This window comes from Streptomyces sp. AgN23 (genome assembly GCF_001598115.1).
GTDB lineage: Bacteria > Actinomycetota > Actinomycetes > Streptomycetales > Streptomycetaceae > Streptomyces > Streptomyces antimycoticus.
In genome coordinates, this window is sequence record NZ_CP007153.1 from 1,322,195 (window position 1) to 1,341,395 (window position 19,201).

General features: G+C 71.5%; 16 protein-coding genes. 6 read left to right on the top strand and 10 right to left on the bottom strand.

Features of this window, described 5'->3' with window-relative positions; all coding sequences use genetic code 11:
* Positions 1-496: 496 nt before the first annotated feature.
* Entirely contained in the window at positions 497-2,536 is a 2,040-nt protein-coding gene (locus AS97_RS05785; protein ID WP_210564444.1) for an acetoacetate--CoA ligase, read from the bottom strand.
* Between the two features lie 209 nt (positions 2,537-2,745).
* Here AS97_RS05785 and AS97_RS05790 point away from each other — a divergent pair, with 209 nt between their 5' ends.
* Positions 2,746-5,238: a glycoside hydrolase family 31 protein gene (locus AS97_RS05790; protein ID WP_247204247.1), complete on the top strand. Its 2,493-nt coding sequence runs from the start codon at positions 2,746-2,748 to the stop codon at positions 5,236-5,238.
* A gap of 37 nt (positions 5,239-5,275) precedes the next feature.
* On the opposite strand, the gene AS97_RS05795 is transcribed toward AS97_RS05790, so the two are convergent.
* Positions 5,276-5,485 (bottom strand): hypothetical protein, encoded by a 210-nt coding sequence (locus tag AS97_RS05795; RefSeq protein WP_059145428.1) that lies wholly within the window; start codon positions 5,483-5,485, stop codon positions 5,276-5,278.
* Positions 5,486-5,586: 101 nt separating this feature from the next.
* Here AS97_RS05795 and AS97_RS05800 point away from each other — a divergent pair, with 101 nt between their 5' ends.
* Complete coding sequence (locus AS97_RS05800; RefSeq protein WP_059145540.1) at positions 5,587-6,387, top strand: M15 family metallopeptidase; 801 nt, start codon at positions 5,587-5,589, stop codon at positions 6,385-6,387.
* A 3-nt stretch (positions 6,388-6,390) separates the two neighbouring features.
* On the opposite strand, the gene AS97_RS05805 is transcribed toward AS97_RS05800, so the two are convergent.
* The 4 genes from AS97_RS05805 to AS97_RS05820 form a co-directional block, all read right to left on the bottom strand.
* Positions 6,391-7,203, bottom strand: coding sequence for an ABC transporter permease (locus tag AS97_RS05805; RefSeq protein WP_086707255.1), 813 nt, complete (start codon positions 7,201-7,203; stop codon positions 6,391-6,393).
* A 37-nt stretch (positions 7,204-7,240) separates the two neighbouring features.
* Positions 7,241-8,086: an ABC transporter permease gene (locus tag AS97_RS05810; RefSeq protein WP_210564445.1), complete on the bottom strand. Its 846-nt coding sequence runs from the start codon at positions 8,084-8,086 to the stop codon at positions 7,241-7,243.
* Position 8,087: 1 nt separating this feature from the next.
* Positions 8,088-9,269, bottom strand: coding sequence for an ABC transporter substrate-binding protein (locus AS97_RS05815; RefSeq protein ID WP_086707253.1), 1,182 nt, complete (start codon positions 9,267-9,269; stop codon positions 8,088-8,090).
* A gap of 91 nt (positions 9,270-9,360) precedes the next feature.
* Positions 9,361-10,443, bottom strand: coding sequence for an ABC transporter ATP-binding protein (locus tag AS97_RS05820; protein ID WP_059145432.1), 1,083 nt, complete (start codon positions 10,441-10,443; stop codon positions 9,361-9,363).
* Positions 10,444-10,570: 127 nt separating this feature from the next.
* Between AS97_RS05820 and AS97_RS05825 the strand changes: the two genes are divergently transcribed.
* The 4 genes from AS97_RS05825 to glpK all read left to right on the top strand — a co-directional run bounded on the left by AS97_RS05825 (position 10,571) and on the right by glpK (position 14,764).
* Positions 10,571-11,020, top strand: coding sequence for a zinc ribbon domain-containing protein (locus tag AS97_RS05825; RefSeq protein WP_063804908.1), 450 nt, complete (start codon positions 10,571-10,573; stop codon positions 11,018-11,020).
* Complete coding sequence (locus AS97_RS05830) at positions 11,017-12,207, top strand: lipid-transfer protein (protein ID WP_059145433.1); 1,191 nt, start codon at positions 11,017-11,019, stop codon at positions 12,205-12,207. The genes AS97_RS05825 and AS97_RS05830 overlap by 4 nt, the downstream gene beginning before the upstream one ends.
* A 245-nt stretch (positions 12,208-12,452) precedes the next feature.
* Positions 12,453-13,217: an MIP/aquaporin family protein gene (locus AS97_RS05835; RefSeq protein ID WP_059145434.1), complete on the top strand. Its 765-nt coding sequence runs from the start codon at positions 12,453-12,455 to the stop codon at positions 13,215-13,217.
* Positions 13,218-13,231: 14 nt separating this feature from the next.
* The gene (glpK, locus tag AS97_RS05840; protein ID WP_210564446.1) at positions 13,232-14,764 is read left to right on the top strand and encodes a glycerol kinase GlpK; all 1,533 of its coding nucleotides are present in this window, start codon (positions 13,232-13,234) and stop codon (positions 14,762-14,764) included.
* 73 nt (positions 14,765-14,837) lie between these two features.
* Here glpK and AS97_RS05845 read toward each other — a convergent pair whose 3' ends face one another.
* The 4 genes from AS97_RS05845 to AS97_RS05860 are packed head-to-tail and all read right to left on the bottom strand — an operon-like array spanning position 14,838 to position 18,966.
* Positions 14,838-15,431 carry an ATP/GTP-binding protein gene (locus tag AS97_RS05845; protein WP_059145436.1) on the bottom strand — a complete coding sequence of 198 codons (594 nt, stop codon included), beginning with the start codon at positions 15,429-15,431 and terminating at the stop codon, positions 14,838-14,840.
* Complete coding sequence (locus tag AS97_RS05850) at positions 15,412-15,807, bottom strand: DUF742 domain-containing protein (protein WP_059145437.1); 396 nt, start codon at positions 15,805-15,807, stop codon at positions 15,412-15,414. The genes AS97_RS05845 and AS97_RS05850 overlap by 20 nt, the downstream gene beginning before the upstream one ends.
* Positions 15,808-15,823: 16 nt before the next feature.
* The gene (locus AS97_RS05855) at positions 15,824-16,252 is read right to left on the bottom strand and encodes a roadblock/LC7 domain-containing protein (protein WP_059145438.1); all 429 of its coding nucleotides are present in this window, start codon (positions 16,250-16,252) and stop codon (positions 15,824-15,826) included.
* The gene (locus tag AS97_RS05860; protein ID WP_210564447.1) at positions 16,249-18,966 is read right to left on the bottom strand and encodes a nitrate- and nitrite sensing domain-containing protein; all 2,718 of its coding nucleotides are present in this window, start codon (positions 18,964-18,966) and stop codon (positions 16,249-16,251) included. The genes AS97_RS05855 and AS97_RS05860 overlap by 4 nt, the downstream gene beginning before the upstream one ends.
* Between the last annotated feature and the right edge of the window lie 235 nt (positions 18,967-19,201).

Genomic DNA, 19,201 nt, shown 5'->3' on the forward strand with positions numbered 1-19,201 from the left:
GGGAGTTTCCCCACCCCGCCCCTTCCCGAACCGGGGCGCTGCCCCGGGCCCCGCTGGGGCTGCGCCCCAGACCCCGTTTCGGGGGCTCCGCCCCCGGACCCCCGCCGGGGCTCCGCCCCCGGACCCCGCTCCTCAAACGCCGGAGGGGCTGGGGTGCGGACGTACTGGAGGGGCTGGGAGTCCAGAGGGGACGGGGGCTGGGGGGCCGAAGAAGCTGGGAGGTTCGGAGGGTCCGGAGAGGACTAGGAGGGGCCGGAGAGGCTGGGAAGGTCCGGAGAGGGATGAGGGCTGGGCCCTCGGGCCCGGAGAAGCCGGGAGGTTCGGGGGGCCCGGAGGGGGCTGGGAGGTCCGGAGGGCCCGGAGAGGACTAGGAGGTCCGGAGCGCCCGGAGAAGGCCGGGAGGTCCGGAGAACCCGGGGAGGCTGGGAAGGTCCGGGGGAGCTGGAGCGTGCGGCTCCCCCGGCCGAAGATCGCGGCTCCCCGGGCGACCTCCCTCTCAAGCCCCAGCCGCGCTCCCCGACGAAGCGGCGCCGCGCTTCTCCTCCGCCAGGCGCTCGTAATACCGCAGGAGCTCCACGTCGTCCACCGAGCCCGGGTTGACCGCCTTGTCCAGGGAGGTGCCCTGGAGGAGGCGCTTGACCGGCACCTCGATGCGTTTGCCGGTCAGGGTGTGGGGGACGCCGGGAACCTCGATGATCTCGTCCGGGACGTGCCGGGGGGAGAGCTGGGTGCGGATGGTGGTCTTGATGCGGGTCAGGAGTTCCTCGTTCAGGGTGGCGCCGGGGGCGAGGTGGACGAAGAGCGGCATCCAGTAGCCGCCGTCGGGTTGTTCGACGCCGATGACGAGGGATTCTCGGATCTCCGGGAGCCGTTCGACCGCCTCGTAGATGTCGGCCGAGCCCATCCGGACGCCCTGCCGGTTGAGGGTGGAGTCGGAACGGCCGTGGATGACCACGGTGCCGCGCGAGGTCAGGGTGATCCAGTCGCCGTGGCGCCACGCGCCGGGGAACATCTCGAAGTAGCTGTCGCGGTAGCGGCTGCCGTCGGGGTCGTTCCAGAAGCGGACCGGCATCGACGGCATGGGGCGGGCCACGATGAGCTCGCCGACCTCGTCGACCACCGGTTCGCCCTGTGGGTCCCACGCCTGCAGGTCGGTGCCGAGGCTGGGGGCCTGCAGCTCGCCGATGTAGACGGGGAGGGTGGGCACGGCGCCCGCGAAGCAGCTGCACACATCGGTGCCGCCGCTGACGGAGGCGATCCACATGTCCTCGGCCACCTCGTCGTGGATCCACCGGAAGCCGTCGGGCGGCAGCGGGGAGCCGGTGGTGGCGACGCATGTGATCCGGGAGAGGTCGAAGTCGCGGCCCGGGTGGACATCGGCCTTGCGGCAGGCCATGACGTACGCGGCGGAGGTGCCGTAGAGCGTGGTCCCGGTGCGCTCGGCGACGCGCCACTGGGCGGCGGTGTCCGGATAGCCGGGGCTGCCGTCGTAGAGGACCACGGTGGCGCCGACCAGCAGCCCGGACACCAGGAAGTTCCACATCATCCAGCCGGTGGAGGTGTACCAGAAGAAGCGGGCGCCGGGGCCGAGGTCGCAGTGGAGGCCGAGCTGCTTGAGGTGTTCGAGCAGGATGCCGCCCTGGGACTGGACGATCGCCTTGGGCAGACCAGTGGTGCCGGAGGAGTAGAGCACCCACAGGGGGTGGTCGAAGGGCAGCGGCTCGAAGACCGGCTCCGCCGGTTCGCGCACGACGTCGTCCCAGACCAGCGCGCCCTCGGGGGCGGAGGTGCCCAGCAGCGGGATGTGGACGACGGCGCGCAGGCTGGGCAGCTCGGCGCGGAACTCGGCCACGGTCGCGGTGCGGTCGTGGGTCTTTCCGCCGTAGCGGTAGCCGTCGATGGTGAAGAGCACCACCGGCTCGACCTGCTGGAAACGGTCCAGGACGCTGCGGGCGCCGAAGTCGGGGGCGCAGGAGGTCCATACGGCGCCGACGGCGGCGGTGGCCAGGAGGGCGACGGTGGCCTGGGGGATGTTGGGGACATAGCCGCTGACCCGGTCGCCCGGGCGGACGCCGAGGCGGCGCAGCTCGGCGGCGACGGCGCCGACCTGGCCGCGCAGTTCGGCCCAGCTGACCGGGCGCGGGTCATTGGTCTCGTCGACGTGGAGCAGCGCGGGCTCGTCGGCGCGGGCGGGGTCCTCGGCGGCGCGCAGGGCGTGCTCGGCGTAGTTGAGGGTAGCGCCGGGGAACCAGCGGGCGCCGGGCATGGCGGCGTCGGCGAGCACCCGTTCGTACGGGGTGGTGAAGCGCACCTCGAACCATTCGGCGACGGCCTGCCAGAAGGTCTCCAGCCCCTCCACCGACCAGCGGTGCAGCGCGGCGTAGCCCGCGGCCGGGTCGTCCTTGAGAGGGGCGGGCGCGCCGTGACGCTCGGCCGCCCAGGCGTGGAAGGCGGTCAGCCGGGACCGGGCGATCCGGTCCGCGCCGGGCTGCCACAGGGGCTGTGGCCGATGGTCGGAGTGGGCTGCGGTGGTCATGGCTGTCGGCTCCCGGGCTGTCCGCGTCGGATGTGTCCGTGGGTGGTGTATCCGCCTCGTATGCGTCCGGTCAGGACGATGCCATGTGATCGACTCCGACACCAGGGGCGCCACTCCACATCACAGGGCAGGATCATGTGGGAGGACCACAGGTGAACGGCAGTTGAACCATATCCCTGCCGGGCGTCGGCAATGGCAGGCTGATCAGTATGGATGCGCGTGACCTGGTGCGGTCGGAAAAGCTGGTGCGGTCGGAAAAGCTGGTGCGGTCGGAAAAGCTGGTGCGGTTGGAAAAGCTGGTGCGGTCGGTGAAGGTGATCTGCACGGCGCAGGGGCTGCGGTCACTGCGCTCGGCGTGGCGGCGTCGGCGTTCCGACGCGGTCGGGCTGCCCCGCCGGGGCACCGAGCTGGCCCGGGTGCCGGGTGAGGTGGAGGGGGCCGATCCGGAGCCGGGTGGCGGGGTGGTGCGGTTCGCCAGGTCCTCGCTGCGGGTGCGGGTGACCGCGGGTGGCGCGGTGTTCTGCGGCTGGGACGGGGCCGAGCCGGAGCCGTCGTACGCACTGGCGGGGCCCTGTCCGGAGGCGGACGAGCGCGCGGAACTGGAGCCGGACACCGAGGGCGGCTGGCGGGTGGTGTCCGAGCGGGTCACGGTGATGGTGTCGCGGACCGGCACGGTGGAGGTGCGTACCCCGGGCGGGGTGGTGCTGCGGCGGGATCTGCCGCCGCGCTGGTGGGAGCCGGCCGGGGCGCCGGGGCCCGCGGAGCCGGGGGCGGGGGTGAGCGGGGAGGGCGCGCGCTGGCTCCAGCGGTCCGAAGTGGCGGCGGACGCACGGTTCTTCGGGCTCGGCGGTCGGGCGTCGGGGCCGCGGCTGCGGGACGGTGTGTACCGGCTGTGGAACACCGATCCGGGCGGCAGCTTCGGGCCGGGCGACGATCCGCTGTATCTGACCATGCCGGTGCAGCTGGTGGTGGCCGACGCGGGCACCCATCTGGTGTTCCACGACAACTCGTGGGACGGCTCGGTCACCCTGCGGGAGGGCGAGGAGGGCGCGGGTTCGGGCCACGACCGGCCCGGCGGCTGCCGGACGCGGATGGAGGGCGGCCCACTGCGCTACTGGGTGATCGTCGGCACCCCGGCGCGGGTGCTGCACGGCTGGACGGCGCTGACCGGCGCCCCGGCCGTCCCGCCGCGGTGGGCGCTCGGCCACCATCACGCGCGCTGGGGGTTCCGCGACGCGGAGGAGGTGCGGCGAGTGGTGGCGGGCTACCGGGAGCGGGATCTGCCGCTGTCCGCGCTGCATCTGGACATCGACCACTTCGTCGGCCACCGGGTGTTCACGGTGGACGGCGCGCGCTTTCCCGATCTGCCGGGGCTCGCCGCCGAGCTGCTCGAGGACGGGGTGCGGCTGGTGTCGATCGTCGACCCGGCGGTGAAGGCGGAGCCGGGCAACGCGGTGTACGCGAGCGGGGCGGCGGAGGACGTCTTCGTGCGCGACACCCGGGGCCGTGAGGTGCGCGGAGTGGTGTGGCCGGGCGAATCGGTGTTCCCCGACTTCACCGATCCGCGCGTGCGCAAGTGGTGGGGCGGGCTGTACGCGGAGCGGCTGGCGCAGGGCTTCTCCGGGGTGTGGCACGACATGAACGAGCCGGTGTCGTTCGCCGCCTTCGGGGAGACCACCCTGCCGCGCTCGGCCCGGCACGCCCTGGAGGGCCGCGGCGGCGACCACCGCGAGGCGCACAACGTCTACGCGCTGACGATGGCGCGGGCCGGCTATGAGGGGCTGTGCGAGCTGCGCCCCGACGAGCGGCCGTTCCTCTTCTCGCGCTCGGGGTGGGCGGGGCTGCAGCGGTACGGGGGCAGCTGGTCCGGCGATGTGGCCACGGGCTGGGCGGGGCTGCGGGCCTCGCTGTCGCTGGTGATCGGGCTGGGCCTGTCGGGGGTGCCGTTTTCGGGCCCCGACATCGGCGGCTTCACCGGCTTCCCGTCGCCGGAGCTGTATCTGCGCTGGTTCCAGCTGGGCGCGTATCTGCCGCTGTTCCGCACCCATTCGGCGATCTCGGCGGGGCGGCGGGAGCCGTGGGAGTTCGGCTCGGAGGTGCTGGAGCACGCGGCGGCGGCACTGCGCGAACGGCAGCGGCTGATGCCCTACTTCACGACACTGGCGCAACTGGCCGCGCGCACCGGCGCCCCATACGTGCGCCCGGTGTGGTGGCGGACGCCCAAGGACCGCGCGCTGCGCGACTGCGAGGACGCCTTTCTGCTGGGCGACGCCCTGCTGGTGGCGCCGGTACTGGAGGAGGGCGCCCGCCGTCGCCCGGTACGGCTGCCGCGCGGCCGCTGGTACGACACGGTGACCGGCCGGGCGTACGACGGCCCGGGCCATGTGGTGCTGGACGCCCCGCTGTCGGGCATCCCGGTGCTGGCCCGGGCCGGTTCGGTGGTTCCGGTGGCGGGGGCGGACGGCGGGGTGGAGCTGGAGGTGTGGACACCGTGTCAGGGCCGTAAGGGCGCGGGGGCGGGCACGCTGGCCGTGGAGACGGGCGACGGCTGGGAGAAGCCGGAGCTGCTGCGGTTCGCCACCCGGCTGCGGGACGGTGTGCTGACGATAGAGCGGGAGGGCGGTGGCGAGGTGGGTTATCCCGTGCGGATACGGGGTGAGGCACCGCCGGAGCAGGGCAAGCCGCCGCGTCGGACGAGTTGAGGGGGCGCGTCGCGGGTCGCCTCGCGGCGGCCGGTGTTCAGGTACCGCTCCGGCGGCAGAACTTCGCCTGGAGTAGATCGGTGAAGATACCGATGGGGTCGTCCCGACCGCCATCGCACCAGTCGCCGTTGACGTTGGCGGTGACCATCTGTTCGCCGTCGCGGGCGCCGTAGCTGTAGGACCACGATCCGAACAGCGCACCCCCATGCCCCAGACCGTCTCCCCGCGGGGCAGTGCCACTGAGCAAACGCCCAGGCCGGAGGCGGCGTTGCTCATGGCGGGGACAGGGCCGGGGAGTTGTGGGCGGTGGCCTGTTTCCGGTTCTGGTGGGCGGGATAAGTGATGGGCATGCCAAGACTCGCCGTCGCGCTGCGCGCGCTCGCCCTGCCCGTTGCCGCTCTGCTGGCCGTCGCCCCGTCCGCTCCGGCGCAGGCGAAGCCGGAGCCGAAGGCTCCGAAGGAGTTCGTGGCCCTCAGCGACGTCGATCCGACGATCCTGCAGGAGATCCGCTACTTCACGCCGCACAACTTCACCGGCGAACCGGTGGACGGCTACCGTCGGCCGATGTGCATCCTGACCCGTCCGGCCGCCGTGGCGCTGCACCGGGCGCAGCGGCAACTCCTGCGGCGCGGCTACACGTTGAAGGTGTACGACTGCTATCGGCCGCAGCGCGCGGTGAACGACTTCGTGGAGTGGGCCAAGGACCTCGGCGACCAGCGGATGAAGGGCGAGTTCTATCCGGAGGTCGACAAGACCCGGCTGTTCGAGGACGGCTATATCGCGGAGAAGTCGGGGCACAGCCGGGGCAGCACCATGGACCTGACGATCGCGCGGCTGCCCGCACTGCCCACCCGGCCCTATGTGCCGGGCGAGCAGCTGGTGCCGTGCTACGCGGCCAAGAAGGACCGCTTCCCGGACAACTCGGTGGACATGGGGACCGGGTACGACTGCTTCGACACGCTCTCGCATACGCTCGATCCGCGGATCAAGGGCGTGCAGCGGGCCAACCGGCTGCTGCTCAAGGGGACGTTGGAGAAGCTCGGTTTCGTCAATCTGGCCGAGGAGTGGTGGCACTTCACGTACCGGCCGGAGCTGTTCCCGGACACCTACTTCGACTTTCCGGTCTCGCGCCGCTCACTGACCGGCTGAGCCTCACAGCCGTCCTCCCGCGGTGTCCGAGGACAGCCGCTGGGCGATGTAGACGGGTAGCACGGACGCCAGGATGAGGAGCGCGGCGACGACGTTGACGACGGGGGCCTGGTGGGGGCGGGCCAGGTTCTCGTAGATCCAGATGGGCAGGGTGCGGGTGCCGGGCCCGGCGGTGAAGGTCGTGACGACGATCTCGTCAAAGGAGAGCGCGAAGGCCAGCAGCCCGCCCGCGAAGAGCGCCGAGCGCATGGCGGGGAAGGTGACGTACCGGAAGGTCTGCCAGGGGCGCGCCCCGAGGTCCGCGGACGCCTCGGCCAGGGAGGGCGCGATACGGCGCAGCCGGGCGCCGATGTTGTTGAAGACGATGACGACGCAGAAGGTGGCGTGCCCGACGACCACCGTGAACAGGCCGAAGCCGATGCCGATCGGATCGAGGACGGTGCGGAAGGCGGCGTTGAGGGCGATGCCGCTGACGATGCCGGGCAGCGCGATCGGCAGGACGAGCAGGAAGGACACGGTCCGCCGTCCGAAGAAGCGGTGGCGGTGGACGGCGTACGCGGCCAGGGTGCCGAGCACCAGGGCGATCGCGGTGGCGGCGAGTCCGGCCTTGAGCGAGGTGAGCAGGGCCTGGCGGGCGCCCTCGCTGTGCAGGGCGGCCCGCCACCAGCGGCCGGTCAGGCCGCTGGGCGGCCAGCCGAAGGAGCGGTCGGTGTTGACGGAGTTGAGCAGCACCAGCAGCAGCGGGACGTAGACGATCGCGAGGCCGGCCGCGGTGACACAGCCGAGGACGACGCGGGCGGTGCGCGAGATGCGCATGTGTCCACCTCCTGGAGCGACTGGAGCGGCAGAGCGACTAGAGCGAGTCGAGGGCGCCCGCACGGCGTACGGCGGCCAGATAGCAGACGATGAGGACCACGGGTACGGCGGAGAGCGCGGCCGCCATCGGCAGGTCCAGGGTGACCTGCGAGGCGATGACATTGCCCAGCAGCTGGGTCTTGCCGCCGACGATCTGCACGGTGAGGTAGTCGCCCAGGCTGAGCGAGAAGGTGAAGACGGATCCGGCGAGCACGGCGGGGCGTACGGCGGGCAGGACGACGGAGCGCAGGGTGCGCCAGGCGCCGGCGCCGAGGTCGGCGGAGGCTTCCAGCATCGGCCCGGGGAGCCGTTCGAGGGCCGCGTACACCGGCAGGATCATGTAGGGCAGCCAGAGGTAGGCGAGCACGATGACGACGGCGGTGGTGCCGTAGCCGGGTCCGTGCAGCCCGAACGGGGCGAGGGCGGCGCCCACCACGCCATCCTCGCCGAGCATGACCCGCCAGGCGTACGCCTTGACCAGATAGCCGGCCCACAGCGGGGTGAGGACGGCGACCAGCAGCGGCCGCCGCCAGCGCCCGCCCGCGACCCGCGCCATGAAGAAGGCCATGGGCAGGGCGAGGAGCGCGTCGACGACGGTGACGGCGGCCGCGATGGACAGGGTGCGCAGGGCGATGGCGCGGTAGACGGGAGTGGTCAGCAGCTCGTGGAAGTTGTCGGTGTTCCAGGTGTGGACGACATCGGAGGTGAAGGAATCGGTGGCCCAGAAGGCCGACAACAGCAGGATGGCGAGCGAGCCCAGATAGGCCAGGGTCAGCCAGAGCAGGGGCGGGGCGAGGAGCGCGGTCAGCCGCAGCCGCGAGCCTGGGGTGGGCGCGGCGGGCATCTCAGCCCTTGACCTCCGTCCAGGCCCTGGTCCACTGGGCGTAGTCGGTGCAGTCGGCGTCCTTACGGCCGTCAAGGCACTGCTTGATGGGCGTGGTCCAGAAGTGGACGCGCTTGAAGTACTTCTCGTCGTCCGCGTGGAAGATCGCGCAGTGGTCGGGGGCGGAGGTCTCGGCGCACGCCTTACGGTTGGACGGAGCCTCGCCGAAGTACTCGGCGACCTGGGCGTTGACCTTGGGCGAGACGATCCAGTCGAGCCACTTGTAGGCGCAGTTGGGGTGCTCGGCCTTGGCGGAGATCATCCAGGTGTCGGACCAGCCGGTGGCGCCCTCCTTGGGGAGCACCGCCTTGACGGGCGCCTTCTCGGCCTGGGTGAGGTTGGCGATGACCTGCCAGGTGGTGCCGATGACGCTGTCGCCGCCCTTGAAGGCGGTGATCTCCTTCTGGTAGTCGCTCCAGTACTCCCCCACCGCCTTGTGCTGCTTCTTCAGCAGGGCGACGGCCGCGTCGAGTTGCCTCTGGTCGAGCGCGTAGGGGTTCTCGATGCCGAGCGAGGGCTTGGCGTGCATCAGATAGAGCGCGGCGTCGGCGATGTAGATGGGTGAGTCGTAGGCGGTGACATGGCCGTCGTACCGCGCGGCGTCGTCGAAGACGGCACGCCAGGAGTCGGGCGCCGAGGTGACCTTGTCGGTGCGGTACATGAGGAGGTTGGCGCCCCGGCCGTGCGGAATGCCGTACATCCGGCCGTCCTTGGAGTTGAACGGCTGCTGTTTGAGGGCCGGGAAGATGTCCTTGTAGTTCGGGACCAGCTTGGTGTTGACGGGGGCCGCGTCGCCGGAGGCGATGAGGCGCAAGGTGGCGTCGCCGGAGGCGGAGACCGTGTCGTACTGCCCGGTCTTCATCAGCGAGACCATCTCGTCGGAGGTGCCGGCCGTCTTGGTGTTCACCTGGCAGCCGGTCTTCTTCTCGAACGGGTGGACCCAGTCCACCTTGGGGTCGTTGGAGCCGTCCTCGGCGTAGCCGGCCCAGGCGATGATGTTGACCTTGCCTTCGCCCTTACCGAGCTTGTCGGGTGCGTGGCCGCCCTTGTCGTCGTCGTTTCCGGAACCGCATCCGGCGGCGGTCAGCAGCAGCGCGCAGATGGCGGCCGCGGACCTCCACGCAGACATCTTCCGTTTCCGCATCCGGTCCTCCTCGTCCCGCTTGGCACTTGAGGCTCGGCCAGTATCAGGCGGGTCGTATGCCCCCGCCAGGGTGCCGTCGGCAATGACAAGGTCAACTCGGTACGGGGAAGGCGTCCCGCTCGTCCCAGGAAAGCCCGATCTCGCCGTCCGGGCGGGCGGATTCGGGAAGTCCGGTGAGGTTCTGGCGGAGCACGGTGAGCCGGTCGCCGTGCGGAAGCACGATGGTGAAGCGGGTGTGCGCCCCGGCGTGCACGATATCGGTGATGCGCCCCGTGACGGTCCGGCGGCCGTCGGCGGACGCCGCGGCGGACTGCCGGGCGGACGGTTCGGCGGGGTCGGTGAGCAGGATCCGCTCGGGCCGGATGGAGTAGGTGCCGGGGCGGCCCACGACGCGGACCGCGGCCTCGCCGCGCAGCAGGTTGGTGGTGCCGACGAAGCCCGCGACGAAGGCGGTGGCGGGCTGTTCGTACACCTCGACCGGCGGACCGGTCTGTTCGATGCGGCCGTCGCGGACCACGGCGATGCGGTCGCTCATGGTCAGCGCCTCGTCCTGGTCGTGGGTGACCAGGAGGAAGGTGATGCCGGTGGTGCGCTGGAGTTCCTTGAGCTCGGTCTGCATCTCCTGCCGGAGCGCCAGGTCGAGTGCGCCGAGCGGTTCGTCGAGCAGCAGCACGGCGGGCCGGTCGACGAGCGCGCGGGCGAGGGCGACGCGCTGGCGCTGGCCGCCGGAGAGCTCGGTGGGGCGGCGGGAGGCGAAGCCGTCCAGCCGTACGGTGGTCAGCGCCTCGCGGGCGCGGGCGAGCCGCTCGGCCTTGCGGACACCGCGCACGGTCAGGGCGTAGGCCACGTTCTGCTCGACGCTCATCTGCGGGAAGAGCGCGTAGTCCTGGAAGACCGTGTGCACATCGCGGCGGTTGGGGGGAGTCGCGGTGACGTCGTCTCCGGCGAGTTCGATACGGCCGCCGGTGGGCTGTTCGAACCCGGCGATCAGACGCAGCAAAGTGGTCTTCCCCGAGCCGGAGGGGCCGAGCAGGGTGAAGAACTCGCCCTCGTGGACGGTGAGGTCGACGGCGTCCACCGCGCGCACCGTCCCGAAGTCCTTGGTGACGGCTGCCAGCCGGACGGCCGTGCCGGTCCGCGTCGTGGCCCGGGCTTGCGTCTGAGTCTCCGCCATCGACCGCTCCCCTCGCCCTTCGGCTGATCAGGACCGTGATCGCGGTCACTGTACCGGGGTTACGCGCGCTACGGTCCCCGTGCCACACTTCTGACACATCGTCAGTTACCAGGTATCGGGAGGGGCCGTGTCCTCCACGCAGGTGCCCGTGGTCGACGGGTGGTTCAGCTCCGAGGGCGGGGAGTTCCGGCTGCTGGGGACGGGTTGCCGGGGCTGCGGGGCGGTGTACTTCCCGCGCGAGGACGTCTTCTGCCGCGCCCCGGGCTGCGCCGGCACCGAGCTGGCGGAGGTGCCGCTGTCCCGGCGCGGCCGGGTGTGGTCCTACACCGACGGCCGCTACCGGCCGCCCGCCCCCTTTCCCTCAGGGCCCGAGGGCGAGTGGCGGCCGTACACCCTGATCGCCGTGGAGCTGGCCGCCGAGCGGATGGTGGTGCTGGGGCAGGGCGCCCCCGGGGTGACCGTGGCCGATCTGGCCGTCGGGATGGAGGTCGAGGTGGTGCCCGGGGTGCTGGGCGAGGAGGGCGGGCGCACCCTCACCACCTGGCACTGGCGGCCCGTCGCCGAGGAGGCGTCATGACCGGTGAGGTGGCGGTGCTCGGCGCCGGGATGCACCCGTGGGGGAAATGGGGCCGCAGCTTCGTGGAGTACGGCACGAAGGCGGCGCGGGCCGCGCTCGCGGACGCCGGACTCGAGTGGTCCGCGATCCAGTCCGTGGTGGGTGCCAACACCGTGCGCTGCGGCTACCCCGGGCAGGTCTCGGGCGCGACCTTCGCCCGGGCGCTGGGCTGGCAGGGCGCCCGGGTCACCAGCGTGTACGCGGCCTGTGCGTCCGGTGCGCGGGCCATCGACACCGCCCGCGCCCAGATCCTGTCCGGTATGGCGGACACGGTTCTGGTGGTGGGCTCCGACGCGGCGCCCAAGGGCTTCTTCGCCCCGGCGGGCGGTGAGCGGCCGGACGATCCGGACTGGCTGCGCTTCCGGGTGCTGGGCGCCACCAACCCCGCCTATTTCGCGCTCTGGGCCCGCCGCCGGATGGCGATGTACGGCGACACGGCCGAGGACTTCGCTCGGGTGAAGGTGAAGAACGCGGCCGCCGGCGCCGCCAATCCCTACGCCCGCTACCGCTCCCCCGTCACCGCCGAGGAGGTCGCCGCGTCCCCGGTGGTCGCCGATCCGCTGCGGCTGCTGGACATCTGCGCGACCTCCGACGGGGCGGCGGCGCTGGTGCTCGGCAGCATGGAGACGGCGCGGCGGCTCGGGATGAGGCGCCCGGTGCGGATCCGCGCCGTCTCATCCGTCTCCCCCAGCCATCCGCGCACCGCGCTGGATCTGCCGGACATCGCCACCGACTCGGCCCCGCCGGGCTCCCCCGCGTCCGATCCGTTCCGGCCCTCCATCGCCCGGGCGGCGTACGAGGAGGCGGGGCTGGGGCCGGAGGATCTGTCGCTGGCCGAGGTGTACGACCTGTCCACCGCCCTGGAGCTGGAGTGGTACGAGGACCTCGGGCTGTGCGGGCCCGGGGAGGGCGCGAAGCTGCTGCGCGAGGGGGCGACGGCGCTGGGCGGGCGGATTCCGGTCAATCCGAGCGGCGGGCTGGCGTCCTTCGGGGAGGCGGTTCCGGCGCAGGCCATCGCCCAGGTATGCGAGCTGACCCAGCAGTTACGCGGGCAGGCGGGCGAGCGGCAGGTGGTGGGGGCGAGCGCCGGAATCACCGTGAACCAGGGGCTGTTCGGGCACGGCTCGTCGGTCGTCGCGGTCCGCTGAGCGGTGCCCGAGCGCCCGCCGGTGCCAGGGCAACGTCCTTGCAGTTGTCACGGACACCGTTGCCGTCCATCACCTTGACGCCCCCTGACCACCGGTGAACACTGCTGCGGTGTCAGTCGGCGTCGCCGCGCGCAGGCTCTCTTGACGTTCACCCCCATGGGCGATTCCGATGCACCCGCACGCTCGAAACGACCCAGCACGGAGGACCGGGGCCACCCGCCCCGGGCGAGGTCCTAGGAGCCGACATGAGCAATGGGGACATCTTCACCGGTGAGGTCATCGGCACCGCGATACTGATTCTCTTCGGGGCGGGCGTCTGTGCCGCCGTCACGCTGAACCACTCCAAGGCCAAGGCGTCGGGGTGGATCGTCATCGCCTTCGGCTGGGGCTTCGGCGTCATGGCCGGCGCCTACACCGCCGCCCCGCTGTCCGGAGCCCATCTGAATCCGGCGGTGACCGTGGGCGTCGCCGTGGACACCGGCGACTGGGACAAGGTGCCGCTCTACATCCTCGGGCAGCTGATCGGCGCCGTCATCGGCGCGGTGCTGGCCTGGGCGCTGTACTACGCGCAGTTCGCCGCCAACGCGGACGAGAAGACCGCCCTTCCCACGCTCGGGGTCTTCTCCACCGTTCCGGAGATCCGGAATCCGGTGGCCAACCTCGTCACCGAGACCATCGCGACGGCCGCGCTGGTGCTGCCGCTGCTCGCGTTCGGCAAGGTCGACGGCATCGGGGTCGGCCCGGTCGCCGAGGGCGGCGGCACCGTGGTCCTCGGCTCGGGCATCTCCGTCCTGCTCGTCGCGTTCCTGGTGGTCGGCATCGGCCTCTCCCTGGGCGGGCCCACCGGCTATGCCATCAACCCGGCGCGCGACCTCGGGCCCCGCCTCGCCCACGCCCTGCTGCCCATCCCCAACAAGGGCACCTCGGACTGGGGTTATGCCTGGGTCCCGGTGGTGGGCCCGCTGATCGGGGCCGTGCTGGCGGGTCTCGTCTTCAACGCAGCCTTCTGACCGAAGGAGACGCCATGCCGCATCCGACGGACACCTACGTCGCCGCGATCGACCAGGGCACCACCTCCAGCCGCTGCATCATCTTCGACCGCGACGGCGCCATCGTCGCCGTCGACCAGCGCGAGCACCGCCAGATCTTTCCCAAGCCCGGCTGGGTCGAGCACGACGCCACCGAGATCTGGGCCAAGGTGCAGGCCGTGGTGGCCGGTGCGCTGGCCAAGGCGGGGCTGCGGGCCGACCAGCTGACCGCGCTGGGCATCACCAACCAGCGCGAGACGACGGTTCTGTGGGACCGCCGCACCGGCAAGCCGGTGCACAACGCGATCGTCTGGCAGGACACCCGCACCTCCGGCCTGTGCGACGAACTCGGCGGCGAGGTGGGGCAGGACCGCTTCCGGGACACCACCGGACTGCCGCTCGCCAGCTACTTCTCCGGGCCCAAGGCCGCCTGGCTGCTGGACAACGTCCCCGGGCTGCGCCACCGTGCCGAGCTGGGCGAGATCGCCTTCGGCACCATCGACTCCTGGCTGATCTGGAACCTCACCGGCGGCACCGACGGCGGAGTGCACGTCACCGATGTCACCAACGCCGGACGCACACTGCTGATGGATCTGCGGACCCTCCAGTGGGACACCTCGATCCTGGCCGCCATGGGCCTGCCCGAGGCGATGCTCCCGGAGATCCGCTCCTCCGCCGAGGTGTACGGCACGGCGGTCGGGCAACTGGCCGGTGTGCCGGTGGCCTCCGCGCTCGGCGATCAGCAGGCCGCAGTCTTCGGCCAGACCTGCTACGGCGTCGGCGAGGCCAAGAACACCTACGGCACCGGCAGCTTCCTGCTGCTGAACACCGGTGACCGCCCGGTGCCGTCCAAGAGCGGGCTGCTGACCACGATGGGCTACCAGCTCGGCGGTGAGCGGCCCGTCTACTGTCTGGAGGGGTCGATCGCGATCACCGGGGCGCTGGTGCAGTGGTTCCGCGATCAGCTGGGCATCATCCGCTCCGCCGACGAGATCGAGCCGCTCGCCGCGAGCGTGGACGACAACGGCGGGGCCTATATCGTCCCGGCCTTCTCGGGTCTGTTCGCCCCGTACTGGCGCTCGGACGCCCGTGGTGTGATCACCGGCCTCACCCGCTATGTCACCAAGGCACATCTGGCCCGTGCCGTCCTGGAGTCGACCAGCTGGCAGACGCGCGAGGTGGTCGACGCGATGTACCAGGACTCCGGGGTGCGGATCAGCTCGCTCAAGGTCGACGGCGGAATGACGGCGAACGGCCTGCTGATGCAGCATCAGGCCGATGTGCTGGGCGTTCCGGTGATCCGGCCGGTGGTCGCCGAGACCACCTGTCTGGGCGCGGCGTACGCGGCGGGGCTGGCCACCGGCGCCTGGCAGGACCTCGACGAGCTGCGGGCCCACTGGAAGCGGGACACCGAGTGGACCCCGGGGATGTCCGAGGAGGAGAGGACGCGCGAGTACGGCAACTGGCGCATGGCGGTGGAGCGCAGCTTCGGCTGGCACAAGGAAGGGCAGCCGGCCGAGGGCTCCTGAGCCGCGTACGGTGCCCTCGCTCGCGAACGGCGGCCCGTACCCCGGACGGCGGGGTACGGGCCGTGCCGTGCGGTCAGCCCTGCGGCGCGGTGGCCAGCATCGCGTGCTCGACCACCGAGATCAGCACATGCTTGACCGACTCGCGCTCCCGGGCGTCGCACAGGACGACCGGGGTGCCCGGGTCGAGGTCGAGCGCGTCGCGCACCGAGTCCTCCGGATAGCGGTCGGCGCCCTGGAAGCAGTTGACCGCCACGGTGAAGGCGATGTCCCGCCGCTCGAAGTAGTCGATGGCGGCGAAGCAGTCCTCGAGACGGCGGGTGTCGGCCAGCACCACCGCGCCCAGCGCGCCGGTGGCCAGCTCGTCCCACAGGAACCAGAAGCGGTCCTGTCCCGGTGTGCCGAAGAGATACAGCACCAGGTCCTCGCGGAGCGTGATGCGCCCGAAGTCCATGGCGACGGTGGTGGTCGTCTTGGACTCCACCCCCGCGATGTCGTCGACCGGCCGGCCCGCCTCGGTGAGCAGCTCCTCGGTGCGCAGCGGCCTGATCTCGCTGACCGCCCCCACCAGGGTCGTCTTGCCCACCCCGAAGCCGCCCGCCACCAGTATCTTCAGCGTGACCGGTTCGACGATATGGGGGCGGACCAGGTCAGAGTGCCCGTAGCCCATTGATCACCTCGCGCAGAATCCTCTCGTCCGGCAGTTCCGCCGGAGGTACGGGCCGCGACACTCGGACGAGTGCGGCGTGGAGCAGATCGCCGATGAGCACACGGATCACGCCGATCGGAAGGTCGAGCTCCGCCGCCAGTTCGGCGACGGACTGCGGACTGTCCCGGCTCAGCTCGACGATGTCGATGTGCTCCGGGGACAGCATCTGGTCGGCGACGGTCCGGTGGTTCGCGCTCTCGGCGACGACGACCGCGATCAGATCCAGCTTCTCCTCCGCGGCGCTGCGGGTGCGTCCCCGCGTCATCGCATAAGGTCTGACCACCGGTCCCGCCGCGTCGTCGAACCACCGGGCGGCGCTTTCCGGGTCTCCGCTCATCTTCCCCCGGCCTCCGTCACCCGCTGGAGCGCGGAGCCGAGCCCAGATGTACGCCCACCCGCTTGACCAGCAGCGTCATCTCGTATGCTACCTGGCCCACATCGGAGTCGGCGTCGGCGAGGACGGCGAGACAGCTGCCGTCGCCCGCCGCGGTGACGAACAGGAAGGCGTCGTCGAGTTCGACGACGGTCTGACGGACCCGGCCGACGTCGAAGTGGCGGCCGACGCCCTTGGCGAGGCTGTGGAAGCCGGAGGCCACGGCGGCCAGATGCTCACCGTCCTCCCGGGACAGATCGCGTGAGCCGCCGGTGGCGAGCCCGTCCCCGGAGAGCACCAGCGCCTTGCGGATGCTGCCCACTCTTCCGACCAGTTCATCGAGCAGCCAGTTGAGTTCGCCCGATCCGTTCGGCGAGCCGTTGGATGCTGCGGCGTTCGATGCGGTCATCGACCGTCCCCCTCATGTGTCGTTCCCGGTGCTGTGCCCGCATCGCCGGATCCGGTGGCCGACTGCCGCCGACCGCGCTGCCAACCCCGTTGGAGCGAGGCCATGGTGGCCCTCGCCTGCTCGGCTTCGCGCTCGGGATCGATCTCGGCAGCGGTTCGGTCCGCCTCGTCCGGAGGTGCGGGGTCGTTCTTCAACTGCGGGGCCAGGCTGGCCTGCCGTACCCGCTTGGGGAGGCCGGAGGCCGCCCGCTGGGTCGGCACCGGGCTCTGCTCCGGTCCCTTGCGCTCCGGCCCCGTGCGCCGCGGGCCCTGGCTTCGGTCCTGGGCCTGGTCCTGGTCCTGGTCCTGGTGCTGGTCCTGGCGTTCGGAGCGGTCGACCCAGGACGGCTGTCCCGGGCCCTGGATAGGGCTGTGCCGTTCGCCGGACGTGCCCTCGACCGGTCGGCCGTGGTCGGCGACCAGTACCGGCGGGACACGGCGGGGCAGCGGCGCGGGGCCGCCGCCCGGTGCCGGGTCCGGGCCGTCCGGAGTCTGCTGATGCTGTTCCACGGTGGACGGGGCGGGCCCGGTGCGCGTGGACTGACGCGCCTTCAGGCCGCGGGCCCGGAAGATCCCGCCCACTTCCTCGTCCTCGTCGGCGCCGTCGTGACCCTCCTGTGCGGAGGATGAGGTCAGGGAGGCGAGCTGCGAGGCCGGCTCGGCCTCGTCCGCGGGCCCGAGCCGGACGTCGCCCACGCCGCGGCGCGCGGTGTCGGCGAAGCGGCCGCCGGTGGCCCGGTCGCCGCTGTCGCGGTTATCGGTCTCCCCCCGCCCGCCCTCGTCGGTGAGCAGGTTGGAGGGGATGAGCACGATGGCCGTGGTGCCGCCGTAGGGGGAGGGCTGCAGCGAGACCCGCACCCCCTGCCGCTGGGCGAGCCGGCTGACCACGAACAGTCCGAGCCGGTCGGTGTCGGAGAGCTGGAACTCGGGGGTCTCGGCGAGCCGGAGATTGGCCTCCAGCAGCGCGTCCGGCGTCATGCCCAGACCGCGGTCGTGGATTTCCAGGGTGAAGCCCTTGGCGACCCGCTCGCCGTGCACCTGGACGGCGGTGTGCGGCGGCGAGAAGACGGTCGCGTTCTCCAGGAGTTCGGCGATCAGGTGGGTGAGGTCGCCGACGGCCGGGCCGACGGCCGCGATCCGGGGCAGCCGGCGGACCTCGATCCGCTCGTAGTCCTCCACCTCGGCGACGGCGGCGCGCACGACGTCCATCAGCTGGATCGGCTTGCGCCACTGCCGGGAGGGAGCGGCGCCGGAGAGGATGACTAGGCCCTCGGCGTGCCGCCGCATACGGGTGGTCATATGGTCCAGGCGGAACAGATCAGCGAGCTCGTCGGTGTCCTCGGTGCGCCGCTCCATGGTGTCCAGGAGGGTGAGCTGACGGTGCAGCAGCACCTGGCTGCGGCGGGCGAGGTTGACGAAGACCTCGGAGACGCCCTGGCGCAGTTCGGCCTGTTTGACCGCCGCCTCGACGGCGGCCCGCTGGAGGGTGTTGAGGGCCTGGCCCACCTGGCCCATCTCATCGGGGCCGTAGTCCAGCCGGGGCGCCTCGGTCTCCACGTCGATCTGCTCGCCCGCACCGAGGCGCCGCATCACGCTCGGCAGCCGGACGCTGGAGACCTCCTGGGCCTCCCTGCGCAGCCGGGACAGATCGCGGACCAGGCTGCGGCCGATCCGGAACGAGACGAAGACGGAGACGATGAGCGCGATCAGGCCGAGGACGCCGGCGATCCCCGCCTTGAGCAACACGCTGCTGGCCACCGGGTCGATGCGCTTCTTGAGCCGGTCGGTGGCCTCGTCGCCCAGCCGGTCGTAGTCGTTGAGGACGGGGTGGGCCGCGGCCTCCCAGTGCTCCTGGTCCAGGGCCCGGATGGCCGTGGCGGGGTCCATCGAGGAGAGCACCTTGCCCTCGGCCACCCGGAGGGCGGCGGGGGCGGCGTTGGTGCGCCGGTAGTCGGCGAAGACCTTCTGCTCGGAGTCGGGGAGGATCGGCAGGTTGATCTCGTAGAGCAGGGTGCGCTCGGCGATGAGGTCGGACATCGCCTGGAGGTCCGCCATCGTCATCTTGCGCGCCGTCAGCGCCGAGAGATACAGCGCGTCCTCGCGGGAGAGCGCCTCCCGGGCGCGGATCATGGCGACCAGCGCGCGGCCCTGTTTGTCGAGGTCGGTGTCGGGCACCGCGTGGAGGGAGCTGCGGAAGGTGTAGCAGAGGTCGACGAGCTTGTTGTAATACTCATATGCCTGAGTCGAGGAAATGCCGTCGTCCTCGACCTTGCGGCGCAGGCTGTCCAGCCCGTCGGCGGCCTTGAGGATGTTGTCGAGCTGTTCCTCGGAGTCGTCGTTCATCTTGCCGTGCATATCGCCGTCCGACTCGGCGGCCCGTAGCTCGTTGATGGCCTGGTCGGTTTTGCGCTGCAGGGAGTGGAGCACGGGCAGGGCGTCCGACTGCCGCGGATCGGCCAGCAGGATGAGCGTCTGCCGGCGTTCCTTCTGGACGGCGTGCACCGCGTCCTCGGCCGGCTGGCCCGCCTTGTCGATGATGTCGGCCGCGTCCAGCAGTTGGATCGCCTCGCGACCGGTGATCACCGTGGCGAAGGCCCATATCGCCGTCAGCGACACGAGCGGCACCAGCAACAGCGCCACGATCTTCCTGCGGATGGACTTACCGCGAAAGCGCATGGCCTCCCCAACGTCAACCCCGGATTCCGGGGGCGGTGTTCCGAGTTCCGACAACGAGCGGCGCGAGCCTACTACTGCCAGTTGGACACATCGAAGGCATGTCCACTTGATGCAGGGAACTCCTTACACTGCGTGATCAGGAGTTGTCGGGCGATTCCCCGACTTACCCCCCGCGCTCGGGGCTCTTCTCGCGGGCACCGCATGCGGCCATTCGGCCGCGGTTGGCTGGTTTTCC

What these genes read in the sequence shown, in the direction of transcription:
- AS97_RS05845 (WP_059145436.1), bottom strand. Translation starts at nt 15,431, where the DNA reads ATGGGCTACGGGCACTCTGACCTGGTCCGCCCCCATATCGTCGAACCG.
- glpK (WP_210564446.1), top strand. Translation starts at nt 13,232, where the DNA reads ATGCCGCATCCGACGGACACCTACGTCGCCGCGATCGACCAGGGCACC.
- AS97_RS05835 (WP_059145434.1), top strand. Translation starts at nt 12,453, where the DNA reads ATGAGCAATGGGGACATCTTCACCGGTGAGGTCATCGGCACCGCGATA.
- AS97_RS05860 (WP_210564447.1), bottom strand. Translation starts at nt 18,966, where the DNA reads ATGCGCTTTCGCGGTAAGTCCATCCGCAGGAAGATCGTGGCGCTGTTG.
- AS97_RS05850 (WP_059145437.1), bottom strand. Translation starts at nt 15,807, where the DNA reads ATGAGCGGAGACCCGGAAAGCGCCGCCCGGTGGTTCGACGACGCGGCG.
- AS97_RS05810 (WP_210564445.1), bottom strand. Translation starts at nt 8,086, where the DNA reads ATGCCCGCCGCGCCCACCCCAGGCTCGCGGCTGCGGCTGACCGCGCTC.
- AS97_RS05800 (WP_059145540.1), top strand. Translation starts at nt 5,587, where the DNA reads ATGCCAAGACTCGCCGTCGCGCTGCGCGCGCTCGCCCTGCCCGTTGCC.
- AS97_RS05820 (WP_059145432.1), bottom strand. Translation starts at nt 10,443, where the DNA reads ATGGCGGAGACTCAGACGCAAGCCCGGGCCACGACGCGGACCGGCACG.
- AS97_RS05785 (WP_210564444.1), bottom strand. Translation starts at nt 2,536, where the DNA reads ATGACCACCGCAGCCCACTCCGACCATCGGCCACAGCCCCTGTGGCAG.
- AS97_RS05855 (WP_059145438.1), bottom strand. Translation starts at nt 16,252, where the DNA reads ATGACCGCATCGAACGCCGCAGCATCCAACGGCTCGCCGAACGGATCG.
- AS97_RS05830 (WP_059145433.1), top strand. Translation starts at nt 11,017, where the DNA reads ATGACCGGTGAGGTGGCGGTGCTCGGCGCCGGGATGCACCCGTGGGGG.
- AS97_RS05805 (WP_086707255.1), bottom strand. Translation starts at nt 7,203, where the DNA reads ATGCGCATCTCGCGCACCGCCCGCGTCGTCCTCGGCTGTGTCACCGCG.
- AS97_RS05790 (WP_247204247.1), top strand. Translation starts at nt 2,746, where the DNA reads ATGGATGCGCGTGACCTGGTGCGGTCGGAAAAGCTGGTGCGGTCGGAA.
- AS97_RS05815 (WP_086707253.1), bottom strand. Translation starts at nt 9,269, where the DNA reads ATGCGGAAACGGAAGATGTCTGCGTGGAGGTCCGCGGCCGCCATCTGC.